This is a genomic window from Amycolatopsis sp. NPDC058340 (assembly GCF_042723975.1).
GTDB lineage: Bacteria > Actinomycetota > Actinomycetes > Mycobacteriales > Pseudonocardiaceae > Amycolatopsis.
The window spans coordinates 21,967-36,737 of sequence record NZ_JBHXIB010000018.1 but is presented as its reverse complement, the minus strand read 5'-3'; the positions used below and the strand labels follow the sequence as shown (position 1 = coordinate 36,737).

5 protein-coding genes and 3 pseudogenes are annotated in these 14,771 nt (G+C 71.9%); 5 read left to right on the top strand and 3 right to left on the bottom strand.

The window, feature by feature from the left end; genetic code table 11:
* Window positions 1-13 precede the first annotated feature (13 nt).
* Together ACFWIW_RS21220 and ACFWIW_RS21215 are read left to right on the top strand one after the other, a co-directional pair.
* Window positions 14-1,366: an MFS transporter gene (locus ACFWIW_RS21220; RefSeq protein ID WP_378370002.1), complete on the top strand. Its 1,353-nt coding sequence runs from the start codon at window positions 14-16 to the stop codon at window positions 1,364-1,366.
* Window positions 1,367-1,376: 10 nt separating this feature from the next.
* Window positions 1,377-2,099 (top strand): dienelactone hydrolase family protein, encoded by a 723-nt coding sequence (locus ACFWIW_RS21215; protein WP_378370001.1) that lies wholly within the window; start codon window positions 1,377-1,379, stop codon window positions 2,097-2,099.
* 7 nt (window positions 2,100-2,106) lie between these two features.
* On the opposite strand, the gene ACFWIW_RS21210 is transcribed toward ACFWIW_RS21215, so the two are convergent.
* Genes ACFWIW_RS21210 through ACFWIW_RS21200 form a run of 3 tightly spaced genes read right to left on the bottom strand, consistent with a single transcriptional unit; the run spans window position 2,107 to window position 5,310 of the window.
* Window positions 2,107-2,820, bottom strand: coding sequence for an SDR family NAD(P)-dependent oxidoreductase (locus ACFWIW_RS21210; RefSeq protein ID WP_378370000.1), 714 nt, complete (start codon window positions 2,818-2,820; stop codon window positions 2,107-2,109).
* Between the two features lie 16 nt (window positions 2,821-2,836).
* The gene (locus ACFWIW_RS21205) at window positions 2,837-3,967 is read right to left on the bottom strand and encodes an ROK family protein (protein ID WP_378369999.1); all 1,131 of its coding nucleotides are present in this window, start codon (window positions 3,965-3,967) and stop codon (window positions 2,837-2,839) included.
* A gap of 2 nt (window positions 3,968-3,969) precedes the next feature.
* Entirely contained in the window at window positions 3,970-5,310 is a 1,341-nt protein-coding gene (locus ACFWIW_RS21200) for an MFS transporter (protein WP_378369998.1), read from the bottom strand.
* 446 nt (window positions 5,311-5,756) lie between these two features.
* Here ACFWIW_RS21200 and ACFWIW_RS21195 point away from each other — a divergent pair.
* From ACFWIW_RS21195 to ACFWIW_RS21185, 3 pseudogenes are all read left to right on the top strand, one after another.
* A pseudogene (locus ACFWIW_RS21195) lies at window positions 5,757-5,807 on the top strand (polyketide synthase docking domain-containing protein); the annotation flags it as partial.
* A gap of 69 nt (window positions 5,808-5,876) precedes the next feature.
* Window positions 5,877-10,250, top strand: a pseudogene (locus ACFWIW_RS21190) (type I polyketide synthase); the annotation flags it as partial.
* A gap of 66 nt (window positions 10,251-10,316) precedes the next feature.
* Window positions 10,317-14,768: pseudogene (locus ACFWIW_RS21185) on the top strand (SDR family NAD(P)-dependent oxidoreductase); the annotation flags it as partial.
* Window positions 14,769-14,771: the final 3 nt, after the last annotated feature.

Here is a 14,771-nt window from a genome sequence, read left to right as displayed (position 1 = left end):
TGGGTTATCGCAGATGAACGCACCCGCGCCCCGCAAGATCGCCGCCGCCACCCTCGCCGGAACCACCCTGGAGTGGTACGACTTCTTCCTCTACGGCACCGCGTCCGCGCTGATCTTCAACAAGCAGTTCTTCCCCTCGCTCAGCCCCGCGGTCGGCACCCTCGCCGCCTTCAGCACCTTCGCCGTCGGCTTCATCGCCCGCCCGCTCGGCGGTCTGGTGTTCGGCCACTTCGGCGACCGGATCGGCCGCAAGTCCACGCTGGTGGTCTCGCTGATGCTGATGGGCGTCGGCTCGACGTTGATCGGGTTGATCCCGAACTACCAGGCGATCGGCATCTGGGCGCCGGTCCTGCTGGTCGCGATGCGGATCGTGCAGGGCATCGGGCTCGGCGGCGAAGGCGCGGGCGCGACCCTGATGTCGATGGAGCACGCGCCCGCCGGCCAGCGGAACCGGTACGCCGGGTTCCCGCAGATGGGCACGCCCGCCGGGCTGGTGCTGGCGAATCTGCTGTTCCTCGGCAGCAGCGCGGTGATGCCCGCGAGCGCGTTCGCCGCCTGGGGCTGGCGGATCCCGTTCCTCCTGAGTTTCGTGCTGGTCGCGATCGGCCTGATGATCCGGCTGCGGATCACCGAATCACCTTCGTTCACGCGGGTCGCCCAGGACGACAAGGTGGTCCGGTTCCCGCTCGGCGCCGCGTTCAAGGTCGGTTTCGGCAGGCTCGCGCTGACCCTGCTGGTCGGCGTGGCGAACTCGGCGGTCGCCTACGTGTTCATGGTCTTCACCCTGTCCTACGGAACCCAGAGCCTCCACTACGACCGTCAGTTCCTGATCCTCTCGGTGACCGGATCGGCGGTGCTGTGGTTCGCCACCATCCCGCTCTGGACCCGGATCGCCGACCGCCACGGCAGGCGCACCATGTTCGTCGCCGGGTCGGCCGCGCTCCTGCTGTGGTGCCTCGCCTTCTTCCCGTTGCTGAACACCGGCGAGACCGGGTTCGCGATGCTCGCGCTGGCGGGGATGGGACTGGTCGTCCCGATCACGCATTGCGTGCAGGGCGCGATCATCGCGGACACCTTCCCGGTCAACGTCCGGTTCTCCGGTATGTCGCTGCTGCTGCAGGGCGGCGCGATCCTCGGCGGCGGGCTCGCCCCGATGATCGCCACCGCGGTGCTCAACGCCACCGGCTCGACCACCGGCATCACCTGGTACCTGGCCGCGATCTGCGGCGTCAGCATGGTCAGCGCGATGGCCCTGTTCCGGCTGGTCCCCTCCCGCCCCACCGAGTCCACAATGGACGGATCGCGCGGCGAGAACGCCGTTCCGCTGTCCGTGAACACCGGCCCGACGGGGCTCGACGATCATTAGAGTCCGGTCCATGCCGGTCACCACACGCACGGTCGAATACCCCGCCGACGGACTGACGATGGTCGGGCACCTCGCGCTCCCCTCCGGGACCGGACGACGGCCCGCGGTCCTGATCGGCCCCGAGGGGCCGGGGCTGAACGATTTCCAGCGTCGCCGGGCCGACGCCCTCGCCGAACTGGGCTACGTGGCGCTGGCCTTCGACATCAACGGCGGGCGCTGGTTCGGCGACCCCGACGAGATGCTGGCGTATGTGATGCCGCTGCTCGACGACCCCGGCCGGATGCGGGAAATCGGCCACGCGGCCCTCGACGTGCTGCGCGCCGAGCCGCGGACCGACCCGGGCCGGATCGCCGCCATCGGCTACGGCACCGGAGGCATCATCGCGCTGGAACTCGGCCGGGACGGCGTCGACCTGCGCGCGATCGGAACGGTCAACGGGCTCTCCACCGGCCTGCCGGGCGAAACGGCACGTATCCGCTGCCCGGTCTGGGCCGGGGTCGGTTCGGAAGACCCGATCATGGCGCCCGCGCAACGGGAAGCGTTCACCGCCGAAATGCAGGAGGCTGGCGTCGACTGGCGGTTCGTGGTCTACGGCGGTGCGCAGCACGCGTTCCACCATCCGACGGTCGGCCACGCCGTGCTCCCCGGCGTCGCCTACCACGCGCGGCACGCGGAGCGGGCTTGGCGCGACATCGTCGGCCTTCTCGCCGAATGCGTGCCCGTGACGGCGTGAAGGTGGATTACGCGGACGGCTCGGGCAGGACCGCGGTCATCGCGCCGTCGACGGTGACGGTCTCACCGGAGACGAACCGCGCCTGATCGCCGAGCAGGAAGGCGACCACCCGCGCGATGTCGTCCGGCCGGGCGAGCTCGCCGAGCGGCTGAAGCGTGGTCAGCGCGTCGCGAGTCGCCGTGTCCTGCCAGCGATGCGCGTTACGCGGCACCATGACGAACCCGGGCCGGACGACGTTGCACCGGAGCCCGCGCGGTCCCAGTTCCACCGCGGCCGCGCGGCCGAGCGCCTCCAACGCGGCCTTGGCCATCGCGTACGGCGCCTGCCCGCCCCAGGCCAGACCCGCGTGGATCGAACTGACCAGCACCGCGGCGCACGGCTTTCCCCCGGCACGCGCGGCCAGCTGCTGCAACGGCTCCAACGCGGACACCGCGCCGATGTCCAGCACCCTGCGCAGCGCGTCCGCCGTCTGCTCGGCGAACGGGGCCCGATGCTCACTCAGCAGGCAGTGCACCAGCCCGGTCACGCCGCCGAGCGCGTCGAACGCGGCGCCGACCGTGGCGGGATCGGTCGCGTCACCACAGATCCACGGCAGACCTGCCAGTTCCGGCGGCGGTGGCGCGATGTCGACCACCGCGACCTGCCTTCCCTCCTCCGACAGCGCTCGTACCACGGCCGAGCCGATACCGCCCGCGCCGCCGAGCACCACCACACCACTCATGGCCACTTCCCCTTTCTCATCGGGCGGTCCCGGCGGTGAGGAAAGCACGCACGACGAGTCCCGCCGCCGCGACGACCAGCGAGTCGTCGCCGGAACGTGGAAGAATCAAAGACCGCGGCGGCGTCGTCTCGACCTTGTCGCGCACCGCTTCGAGCCATCGCTCCGATGGCGCGCCGCTGCCGCCGAGGACGATCGTGTGCGGGCGCATCAGGTCGTGAACCGTGTCCGCCACCAGTGCCACCTGGGCGCTGCGCGCCTCGAGGAGCCCGATCGCGACGGGATCCGTGTCCCCCAGCCGGATCAGGTCCGCCAGCGAAGACACCGTGAGCCCGGCGGCCCGGGCCGCGGCGAGCAGTGCCACATCCGTCCCGCACTCACCGAAGCGCGCGTGACCGCGGCCGGCGAGACCGGGTACGAGGATGCGGTCGAAGGTGCCTTGGACGACGCCGTCCGGTCCCGTCTCCGGCCTGCCGAGGAACCCGGTTTCCGCCACGTTCCCGATGAACAGGTACAGCGCGCTGTGCCCGTTCAGCCCGGTGCCGAAGGTGAGCTCGGCGCCCAATAGCGCGCACACGTTGGCGTCCACCATGACTTCGAGCCCGGTCCGGTCGCGCAACGGGCCGGCGATCCGGACGTCGGCCCACCCCAGTACCTCGTTGCGGACGACCCGGCCGCCCGCCCGGTCCACCTCCCCGCCGACCGCCACTCCGACGCCCAGCACCGGCCCCGGCGCGAAACCCGCCATCTCGGCGGCCAATTCGGCGGCGCGCCCCACGGTGGCGGCGCTGTCCGCCGGATCACGGTTTTCGGCGTAGGTGCGGACACTGTGACCCGCCAGGTCGATCAGCCCGACCGTGGTTCGTTCGAGGCCGAGATGCACGCCGACCGCGTACCGGCTGGACGGGTCCAGCTCCACCGGGACCCGTGGCCTGCCGAGCCGCGTGGACCGCCCGACGAGTTCACGGACGATACCGACGGCCAGCAACGGCTCGATGATCCTGCTGACGCTGCCGTGGTTGAGGGACAGCTCCTTCGCGATGTCACTGCGCGCCAGCGGGCCACGCTGGACGAGCAACTGGAGCACGGCGGCCGTGTTGGCCTGCCGGGCACGGCGCGGCTGGGTTCCGCTGAGGCCTGGTCGGTTCATCGTCACGCCGGCTTCCCGGACTCGACGCTGTTGGTCTCCTCGAGTTCGACGCCGGTCGTGGCCAGCCACGGCGCCGCCAGCACGATCACCGCGCTGACCAGGAACGCGCAGGCGTACCACGCCACGACCGTGATCCCGTGCTTCTGCGCCAGCATGGGCGCCAGGAACACGTTGAGCGCGATCGCGAGACGGGTCACGCACTGGGCGATACCGGAGCCGAGGCCCCGCAACGAAGTGGGGAACGCCTCGGTGCTCCACACCCAGGACAACACGCCCGGGCCGAACCAGGTCAGCATGGCGTACACGACCCAGAAGGCGACCAGCCCGACGCCCGCCCGCTCGCCGGTGAACGCGATGCCCAAGCCGGCGGCGAACACCCCGAGGCAGGTCCACACGCCCAGCCAGCGGCGGTTGATCCGGTCGATGACCGCGGCGCCCGCCACCACGGCGATCAGCCCCACCACGAAACCCAGCAGGGAGAAGTACAAGGTGTTGGAGACCCCGATACCGGTGCTGCTGATGATCAACGGTCCCGCGACCGTCGCCACCGCGCCGCCGAAGGCCTGGATGGCGAAGAACGCCGTGACCGTCGCCAGCCGGCGCCACGCACCGCCGGCCAACAGCATCCGGTAGCTCCGCTTCTCCGAGACCTCGCGTTTCGGGGGTTCCAGTCCTAGTGCGTCGTAGATCCGTCGCGCCTCCTCGACGCGACCGCGCGCACTCAGCCAGCGGGGCGACTCCGGCAGGAACTGCCTCGCCACCAGCACCGCGGCCGCGGGCAGCGCGGCCAGGCCGAACAGCCAGCGCCACGTCTCGTCGCCGAACACCGGCTGGAGCGCCAGTGCGAGCAGCACCGACGTGATCGCGCCGCTCAGCCACATCAGGTTGGGCAGGCTGCCCGCGATCCGGCCCCGGCGGGATTTGGGCGCGATCTCGGCGAGGAACGCGTGCGAGGTCGGGATGTCCATCCCCACCGCGACACCGAGCACGAACCTGGCCGCGACCAGCTGCCACACGTCTTGGACGAACGCGGCGGCCAACGACGCCACCACGAAGAACGCCAGGTTGACCATGAAGATCAGCCGACGGCCGAACCGGTCGGACAAGTCGCCGAAGACCACCAGGCCCAGCGCCGTACCCACGAACGCCGCCGCGGTCACGAGCCCCACCTGGAACGTGGTGAGGTGGAACGACGGCCTGAGGAACAGGACCGCGGCTCCGATGACCAGCAGGTCGTAACCGTCGATGAACTCGCCGAACGCGACCAGCCGGCCGGTCCAGTTCCGCACGAACCGCGCCCGTCTCGGCGACATGGACGGATGGCTCGCGGTAGCCGACACCATCGGGATTCCTTCCCACACCGTGGGCCCGAGCAGCCTTCCGCTGCCGGCGTCGCGCTTTTTGTGCGACGAACACCAAAGTAGTGATCGCACGGGTCCGTGGGTCGTTTTCGCCGCGTCGAGGCCCGTTCGGGCAAGCGAAAGAAGCCGAACAGGCAACTCGTCGCGGCGACTCACAGTTCGGGCAGGCGGCGAAGCCCCACTGTCCACAAAGGACACTTACGGAATGGTCCCGTTTGCACGGTTTGCGATTGGCCTGACCCGCCTGTCGCCCGACGTTGCGAAAGCCACTTTCGCAACCTTCAACGTTGCGAAAGTGGCTTTCGCAACACGCCGCCTTCGCCTAAGGGGACCTAGGGGCGGCTAGGGGTTGTCCGTCTCTTCGCAGCTCACCTAGCTTTTCTTCGAGTGGCATTTCGTTTTTCCCGGCGCGAAGAGGTTGGCTACTGATGCTGAACGAGGAGAAGCTGCGCGACTACCTCAAGCGGGTGTCGGCCGACCTGCATCGGACTCGTGCCCAGTTGCGTGAGGCCGAGGCCCGGGAGCACGAGCCGATCGCGATCATCGGGATGGCCTGCCGGTACCCGGGCGGGGTCCGCGGCCCGGAGCAGCTGTGGGACCTCGTGGCCGCGGGCACCGACGCGGTGGGCGGCTTCCCGACCGACCGGGGCTGGGACGTCGAGGCCCTGTACGACCCCGACCCCGCCCGGCACGGCAAGACCTACACGCGCGAGGGCGGCTTCCTCTACGACGCGCACGAGTTCGACGCCGCGTTCTTCGGCATCAGCCCGCGCGAAGCGCTCACCGTCGACCCGCAGCAGCGCCTGCTGCTGGAGACCGCCTGGGAGGTCTTCGAACGCGCCGGGATCGACCCGCTTTCGGTGCGCGGCAGCCGGACCGGCGTGTTCGCCGGGGTGATGTACAACGACTACGGCTCCAGGCTCGACCCCCGCGCCGAGGAACTGCGTGAGTTCGAGGGCTACCTCGGCAACGGCAGCGCCGGGAGCGTCGCCTCCGGCCGCGTCGCCTACACCTTCGGCCTCGAAGGTCCCGCCGTCACCATCGACACCGCCTGTTCGTCTTCGCTGGTCGCGCTGCATCTCGCCGCCGAGTCGCTCCGGCGCGGGGAATCCACGCTCGCGCTGGCGGGCGGGGTGACCGTGATGGCCTCACCGGAGACCTTCGTGGAGTTCAGCCGTCAGCGCGGGATGGCGCCCGACGGCCGCTGCAAACCCTTCGCCGACGCGGCCGACGGCACCGGATGGGCCGAGGGCGCCGGGATCCTGCTGCTCGAACGGCTCTCCGACGCCCGTCGCAACGGGCATCCGGTACTCGCCGTGGTCCGCGGCACCGCGGTCAACCAGGACGGCGCGAGCAGCGGGCTCACCGCGCCGAACGGCCCGTCGCAGCAGCGGGTGATCCGGCAGGCGCTCGACAGCGCCGGGCTCGCGCCGCACCAGGTCGACGTCGTCGAGGCGCACGGCACGGGAACGACGCTGGGCGACCCGATCGAAGCGCAGGCCCTGATCGCCGCCTACGGGCAGGAGCGCGTCCGTCCACTGTGGCTCGGTTCGCTGAAGTCGAACGTCGGGCACACCCAGGCGGCCGCCGGGGTCGGCGGCGTGATCAAGATGGTGCAGGCGATCCGGCACGGGATCGCGCCGAAGACCCTGCACATCGACACTCCGACGTCCAAAGTGGACTGGGAAGCCGGTGCGGTCGAACTGCTCACCGAGGCCCACCCGTGGCCGGAAACCGGTGAAGCACGTCGCGCCGGGATCTCCTCGTTCGGGGTCAGCGGCACCAACGCGCACGTGATCGTCGAACAGGCGCCGGAGATCGAGCCCGCCGAGCGCGGCGGCGGATCACCGGTCGGCGACGGGGTGACACCGCTGGTCCTGTCCGCCCGGAGCGCCGAGGCTCTGCGCGCGCAGTCCGCCCGGCTGCGTGAGCACCTTCGCCGTACGGAGTCCTTGACCGACACCGCTTTCTCGCTCGCGACGTCCCGCGCCGCGCTGGAGCACCGCGCCGTCGTCGTGGCGGAAGCGGACGCGTCGCTCGACGCCCTGGCCGCCGGGGCGCCAGCGGCGGGGCTGGTCGAAGGTGTCGCCCTGCCGCCGGGCAAGGTCGCGTTCGTCTTTCCCGGGCAGGGCTCGCAATGGGCCGGAATGGCCCTGGCGCTCAAGGACTCCTCGCCGGTCTTCCTGGCCGCGCTGCTCGACTGCGAGCGCGCTCTTTCGTCCTTTGTGGACTGGAAGCTCACCGACGTGCTCGGCGACGCGACGGCGCTGGAGCGCGTCGACGTCGTCCAGCCCGCGCTCTTCGCGGTCAACGTGTCGCTGGCGGCGTTGTGGCGGGCGTGCGGGGTCGAACCCGACGCGGTGACCGGGCACAGCCAGGGCGAGATCGCCGCCGCGTACGTGTCCGGTGCGCTGTCGCTGGCCGACGCCGCCAAAGTCGTCGCCTTGCGGGCCAAGGCCATCCTCGCGCTGTCCGGGGACGGAGGCATGGTCGCGGTCGCGCTCGGTCGCGACGACGTGCTCCCTCGGCTGACGGAATGGGGCGACCGGGTCGCCGTGGCCGCGGTCAACGGACCCGCGTCGGTCGTGGTCTCCGGCGACCCCGAGGCGCTCGACGGTCTCATCGCCGCCTGTGAGGCGGACGGCGTGCGCGCCCGCCGGATCCCGGTGGACTACGCCTCGCATTCGCCGCAGGTGGACGTTCTGCGCGAGGAGCTGCTCGGCCTGCTCGCCGGCGTCGAGCACCGCGCGTCCACGGTGCCGTTCTACTCGGCGGTGACCGGCGAACCCCTCGACACGGCCGGTCTGACCCCGGAGTACTGGTTCCGGAACCTGCGGGCCACCGTCCGGTTCGACCGGTCCGTCCAGCGGCTGCTCGACGACGGCCATCGGTTCTTCGTCGAAGCCAGTGCGCATCCGGTGCTGACCGGCAGCGTCACCGAAACCATCGAGGAACGCGGCGCCCACGCGGTCGCGCTCGGTTCGCTGCGTCGCGACGAGGGCGGCGTCCGACGGTTCCTGACCTCGCTGGCCGAGGCGCATGTGCGTGGCCTCCGCCCGGATTGGGCCGCGTTGTGGCCCGGCGCCACCCGGATCGACCTGCCCACGTACGCCTTCCAGCGGGTGCCGTACTGGCTCGACGCCGTCGTCGCCAGGCAGGGCGGGACGGCGGCCGAACTGCGCTTCTGGGCAGCCGTCGACCAGGCAGACACCGAAGCGCTGGACGCCGCCGTCCCCGCCGGGGAAGGCGCCTGGGACGCGGTGCTTCCCGCGCTTTCGGCCTGGCGCCGCTCCGGCCTCGAAAAGTCCACAGTGGACAGCTGGCGGTACCGGATCGACTGGATCCCGGCCACCGGGACATCAGCGGCAACCCTCGACGGGACGTGGCTGCTGGTGGTCCCGTCCGGTCCGGTGCCGCCCGTCGCGGAGGGGCTCACCCGCCTCGGTGCCCGTGTCCTGGTCGCAGGCGCCGATGACGAACTGCCGAGCGAGCCGGTCGACGGCGTGCTTTCCCTGCTGGCGCTGGACGAACGGCAGCATCCGGTGGTCCCCGCCGGACTTGCCGCGACCGCGGATCTCGTCCGAAAGCTCGACGGGCTCGATGCTCCACTGTGGATCGCCACCTTCGGCGCGGTCGCCGTCGGCCGGTCGGAAGCGCCGAACACGCAGGCCGCGGTCTGGGGGCTCGGCCGGGCCGTCGGTCTCGAACACCCCGAACGCTGGGGCGGCCTCGTCGACCTTCCCGCGGAACTCGACGAACGCGCAGCGGCCAGGCTCGCCGGAGTGCTCGCCACCGGCGACGAGGACCAGGTCGCAGTGCGGTCGTCCGGTGTCTACCTGCGACGGCTCGTACGGGCGCCGCTCGGGGACGCGGTCGCGCCGGAATGGCGGCCGCGCGGGACGGTGCTGGTCACCGGCGGCACCGGCGCGGTGGCCGCCCATGTCGCGCGATGGCTCGCCGGGAACGGCGCCGAACACCTGGTGCTCACCAGCAGGCGCGGTGCGGCGGCCGAAGGCGCCGCGGAGTTGCGCGAAGAACTCGCCGGGCTCGGCGCCAGGGTGACGTTCGCCGCCTGTGACGTCGCCGATCGCGAGGCACTGGCCGTGGTGCTGGCCGAGTATCCGCCGAACGCCGTCGTGCACGCGGCGGGGGTCGGGACCACCGCGTCGCTCGCCGAGACGGGCCCGGCGGAACTCGCCGACGCGCTTGCCGCCAAGGCGGGCGGCGCCATCCACCTCGACGAACTTCTCGAAGGCACCGAACTGGACGCCTTCGTGCTCTTCTCCTCCAACGCGGGTGTCTGGGGCGGCGCAGGGCAGGGGGCCTATGGCGCCGCGAACGCCGCGTTGGACGCGCTCGCCGAACGTCGTCGTGCCCGGGGACTGCCCGCCACCTCGGTGGCGTGGGGCCTGTGGGGCGGTGGCAGCGGGCTGGCCGGTCAGGACGACGTCGACCGGTTGCGCCGGCTCGGGCTGGCCGCGATGGACCCGGCGCTCGCCGTCTCCGCGCTCGTCCAGGCCGTTTCGCACGATGAGACCTTCGTCGCGGTCGCCGACGTCGACTGGGCGCGCTTCGCCCCCGGATTCGCCCTCGCCCGGCCCCGGCCGCTGCTGGACGCGCTGCCCGAGGTCCGCGAGGCCCTGTCCGCCGACACCGCCGGACAAGGCGGTTCCGAATTCGCCGCCGGACTGCTGGCCGCCCCCGAGGCCGACCGGGCCCGGATCGTGCTCGACCTGGTCCGCGCGCAGGCCGCCGCCGTCCTCGGCCACGGTGGCGCAGCCGCCGTCGAGCCGGACCGGGCCTTCCGCGACCTCGGTTTCGATTCCCTGACCGCGGTCGAGGTCCGCGACCGGCTGGCCGCCGCCACCGGTCTGCGGCTGCCCGCGACCCTGGTCTTCGACCACCCCTCCGCCTCGGCGCTCGCCGGGCACCTCGTCGCCGAACTCACCGGCGACGTCACCGGCACCCCGGCCGCCCCGGCCGTCGCGGTGACCGACGACGAGCCGATCGCGATCGTCGCGATGAGCTGCCGGTTCCCCGGCGGGATCACCGATCCGGAGAAATTCTGGGACTTCGTCGCGGGCGGCGGGGACGCGATGGCCGCGTTCCCGGACGACCGCGGCTGGGACCTCGACGCGCTGTACGACCCGGACCCCGCGCATCTCGGCACCACCTACGCCCGTGAAGGCGGCTTCCTCGACGACGCGGGCGGTTTCGACGCGGCGTTCTTCGGGATCTCGCCGCGTGAGGCGCTGGCGATGGATCCGCAGCAGCGGCTTCTGCTGGAGACGTCGTGGGAGGCGTTCGAGCGGGCAGGCATCGACCCGGCGACCCTGCGGGGGAGCGCGACCGGCGTGTTCGTCGGCGCTTCCTTCCAGAACTACGGGCTGGACGCCGCCGACGCGCCCGAAGGCACCGAGGGCTACTTCCTCACCGGAACCGCCACCGCCGTCGTTTCCGGCCGTCTCTCCTACACCTTCGGGCTGGAAGGCCCGGCGGTGACGATCGACACGGCCTGTTCGTCGTCGCTGGTGGCGCTGCATCTCGCGGCGCAGGCGCTGCGGCGCGGCGAATGTTCGCTGGCGCTGGCGGGCGGGGTGACCGTGATGGCGAACCCGGCGGCGTTCGTGGAGTTCAGCCGTCAGCGCGGGCTCGCGCCGGACGGGCGCTGCAAGGCGTTCGCCGACGCCGCCGACGGCACCGCGTGGTCCGAGGGCGCCGGGATCCTTCTGGTGGAACGGCTTTCCGACGCGCGCCGCCTCGGCCATCCCGTGCTGGCGCTGGTGCGCGGTTCGGCGGTGAACCAGGACGGCGCGTCGAACGGGCTGAGCGCGCCGAACGGGCCGTCGCAGCAGCGGGTGATCGGGCAGGCATTGGCGAACGCCGGTCTGGCACCGTCCGATGTGGACGCCGTCGAGGCACACGGGACCGGTACCAGTCTCGGCGATCCGATCGAGGCACAGGCCCTGCTCGCCGCGTACGGCGGGGAACGCGATCATCCGCTGTGGCTCGGTTCGGTCAAGTCGAACCTGGGGCACACGCAGTCGGCGTCGGGTGTGGCGGGCGTGATCAAGATGGTGCAGGCGATCCGGCACGGCGTCCTGCCGCCGACCCTGCACGTCGACGCGCCGACCACGGAGGTGGACTGGACGGCGGGCGACGTCCGGCTGCTGACCGAACCGGTGGACTGGCCGGACACCGGCCGTCCGCGCCGGGCGGGCGTCTCCTCCTTCGGCGTCAGCGGGACCAACGTGCACACGCTGATCGAAGAGGTCCCGGAGAGCGCGGCACCGCCCTCCGCCGGAGACACGTGGATTCCGTGGGTGCTCTCGGCCAAGACCGAGGAAGCGTTGCGGGCCCAGGCTTCCCGGCTGCACGCGCACTTGGAGGAGCACCCCGAGGACGATTCCGGCGTCGCGTACACGCTGGCGACCGCCCGCGCGGGACTGGAGTTCCGGGCGGCGGTGACCGGCGCGGACCGTCTGCGCGAACTGGCCCTCCTCGCCGAGGGGACGCCGAGCGCGGCCGTGCTGCGCGGCGCGCTCACGGCCGGGGCGCCGGGGTTCCTGTTCACCGGGCAGGGCAGCCAGAAACCCGGGATGGGCCGGGAACTCGCGGCCCGTTTCCCGGTGTTCGCCGCCGCGTTCGACGAGGTGTGCGCCCATCTGGACCCGCACCTCGAACTCCCGCTGCGCGAAGTCCTCGAAACCGAGCGGGTGCACGATACGGCGTTCGCGCAGTGTGCCCTGTTCGCCGTCGAGGTCGCGCTGTTCCGGCTGCTGGAGAGCTGGGGAGTCCGGCCGGGACTGGTGCTCGGGCATTCGGTCGGCGAGATCGCGGCCGCGCATGTCGCCGGGGTCCTGTCGCTGCCGGACGCCGCCACGCTCGTCGAGGCACGCGGCAGGCTCATGGGCGCTCTGCCCTCCCGCGGTGTGATGATCGCCTTGCAGGCCACCGAAGCCGAGGTGTCCCCGCTGCTCACCGAGCTCGTGTCGCTCGCCGCCGTCAACGGCCCGGAAGCGGTGGTGCTGTCCGGGGACGAGGACGCCGTCACCGCCGTGGTGGACCGGTTCGCGGACCGCAAGCACAAACGGCTCGTGGTCAGCCACGCGTTCCACTCGCCGTTGATGGAACCGATGCTCGCGGACTTCCGCCGTGTCGTGTCCGGGCTTTCCTTCGCCGAGCCGCGGATCCCGGTCGTGTCCACGGTCACCGGCCGTCCCGATCCCGAGATCGCCTCACCCGGGTACTGGGTGCGGCACGTGCGCGAGGCCGTGCGGTTCCACGACGCGATCCGGTTCGCCGAAGCCGAGGGCGTGCGCGCCTTCGTCGAACTCGGCCCCGAGGGTGTCCTGTCCGCCATGGCCCGTGACTTCCTCGACGACGACACCGTGCTGATCCCGACCCTGCGCGGGGAACGTCCGGAGGTCGCCGCGCTGGCCACCACACTCGGCCGCCTGCACGTCCACGGCGTCGGGATCGACTGGACCGGCGTGTTCGACGGCGTCCCGGCGAACCGGGTCACCCTGCCCACGTATCCCTTCGAGCATCAGCACTTCTGGCTGGCGAGCACCGGCGCGACGGCTGGTGACGCGGCCGCGTTCGGGCTCGGCGAGGCCGGGCACGCGCTGCTCGGCGCGGCTGTCCCGGTTCCCGGCGGGAGCGGGATCTCCTTCACCGGAAGGCTCTCCCTGCGGGCTCAGCCGTGGCTCGCGGAGCACGTCGTGCTCGGAACGGCCTTGCTGCCCGGCACCGCTTTCGTCGACCTCGCGTTGCACGCGGGTGACCGCGCCGGCTGCGGAACCGTCGCCGAGCTGACCCTGGAAGCCCCGCTGGCGTTGCCGGAAAGTGGCGACGTCCGGCTGCACGTCACCGTCGGCGAGCCTGGCGAGGACGGCGAGCGCACGGTCGAGATCCACTCCCGCGCCGGGAACGCCGCGGACGACGAGCCGTGGACGCGGCACGCCACCGGCCTCCTGGCCGCCCGAAACCCCGCCGACAAGGGGAATCTGGACAGCTGGCCGCCGGAAGGCACCGAGATCCCGGTCGAGGACTTCTACGACCGGCTCGACGGCACCGGTTTCGAATACGGGCCGTTGTTCCAGGGCCTGCGCGCGGCATGGAAGGCCGGGGACGACGTCTACGCCGAAGTTTCGTTGCCTGAGGACCGTTTCCGTGACGCCGAAGGTTTCGGCGTCCACCCCGCGCTGCTGGACGCCGCGCTGCACGCTTCGAAGCTGCGGCTGGACGGTGACAGCGAGGGACCTTTCCTGCCGTTCACGTGGAAGGGTGTCTCGCTGGCCGCGACCGGTGCCCGGACGCTGCGGGTGCGGCTGTCCTCGCCCGCCCCGGAAACGATTTCGCTGCTGCTCGCCGACGGCGAAGGTTCCCCGGCGGCCACCGTGGATTCCTTGGTGTTCCGGCGGGTTTCGCCGGAGCAGCTCGGAAACCGGCAGGGGAGCAGCTCGCTGTTCCACGTCGAGTGGACCGAGGTGCCCGCCGACGAAGTGTCCACAGAGGACGTCCGGGTTGGCGCGGGAGAGTCCTATGTGGACGTCGCGACGCTGCTTGCCGCCAAGACACCCGAAGTCGCGCTGCTGGTCTGCCCGCCCGGCGAGACCGCCGAGGCGGTGCATGACGCGACCACGTGGGCGCTGCGCCAGGTGCGGGACTGGCTCGCCGACGAACGCCTCGACGCGCACCGGCTCGTCCTGCTGACCGACGGCACCGATTTGGCCCAGGCCGCGGTGCGGGGACTGTTCCGGTCGGCCTCGTCCGAACACCCCGGACGGTTCGGTATCGCCGAGACCGCCGGGGAGCCGGTGCGGGTGTCGGCCGACGATCCCGAACTGCGGCTGGAGAACGGTGTCGCGTACGCGCCGAGGCTGGTCCGCAAGACCGCCGCGGCCGCTCCGATCGCGCTCGATCCCGCCAAAACGGTGCTGGTCACCGGCGGCACGGGAGCGCTGGGCGCGCTGGTGGCCCGGCATCTCGTGACCGCGCGCGGCGTGACCCGTCTGCTGCTCGTGTCCCGGCGCGGGCTGGAAGCCGAGGGCGCCAAGGACCTGGTGGCGGACCTGACGGCCGCGGGTGCCGACGTCACCGTCGAAGCCTGCGACGTCGCCGACCGCGCGGCGCTGGAAGCGGCCGTCGCCGGGCACGAGCTGACCGCCGTCGTGCACACGGCCGGCGTGCTCGACGACGGTCTGGTCGCCTCGATGACCCCGGAGCGGCTGGCGAAGGTGCTGCGGCCGAAGGTCGACGCGGCGCTGAACCTGCACGAACTCGCGGGCGACGTCGACGAGTTCGTCCTGTTCTCCTCGGCGTCGGCCACGTTCGGCAACCCCGGGCAGGCGAACTACGCGGCGGCCAACGCGTTCCTCGACGCGCTCGCCCGGCACCGCCATGCCCAGGGGCTTCCGGCCACGTCGCTCGCCTGGGGT

Bases quoted from the DNA above. Each gene is read 5' to 3' on its own strand.
- ACFWIW_RS21215 (WP_378370001.1), top strand. From the start codon at position 1,377: ATGCCGGTCACCACACGCACGGTCGAATACCCCGCCGACGGACTGACG.
- ACFWIW_RS21220 (WP_378370002.1), top strand. From the start codon at position 14: ATGAACGCACCCGCGCCCCGCAAGATCGCCGCCGCCACCCTCGCCGGA.
- ACFWIW_RS21200 (WP_378369998.1), bottom strand. From the start codon at position 5,310: ATGGTGTCGGCTACCGCGAGCCATCCGTCCATGTCGCCGAGACGGGCG.
- ACFWIW_RS21210 (WP_378370000.1), bottom strand. From the start codon at position 2,820: ATGAGTGGTGTGGTGGTGCTCGGCGGCGCGGGCGGTATCGGCTCGGCC.
- ACFWIW_RS21205 (WP_378369999.1), bottom strand. From the start codon at position 3,967: ATGAACCGACCAGGCCTCAGCGGAACCCAGCCGCGCCGTGCCCGGCAG.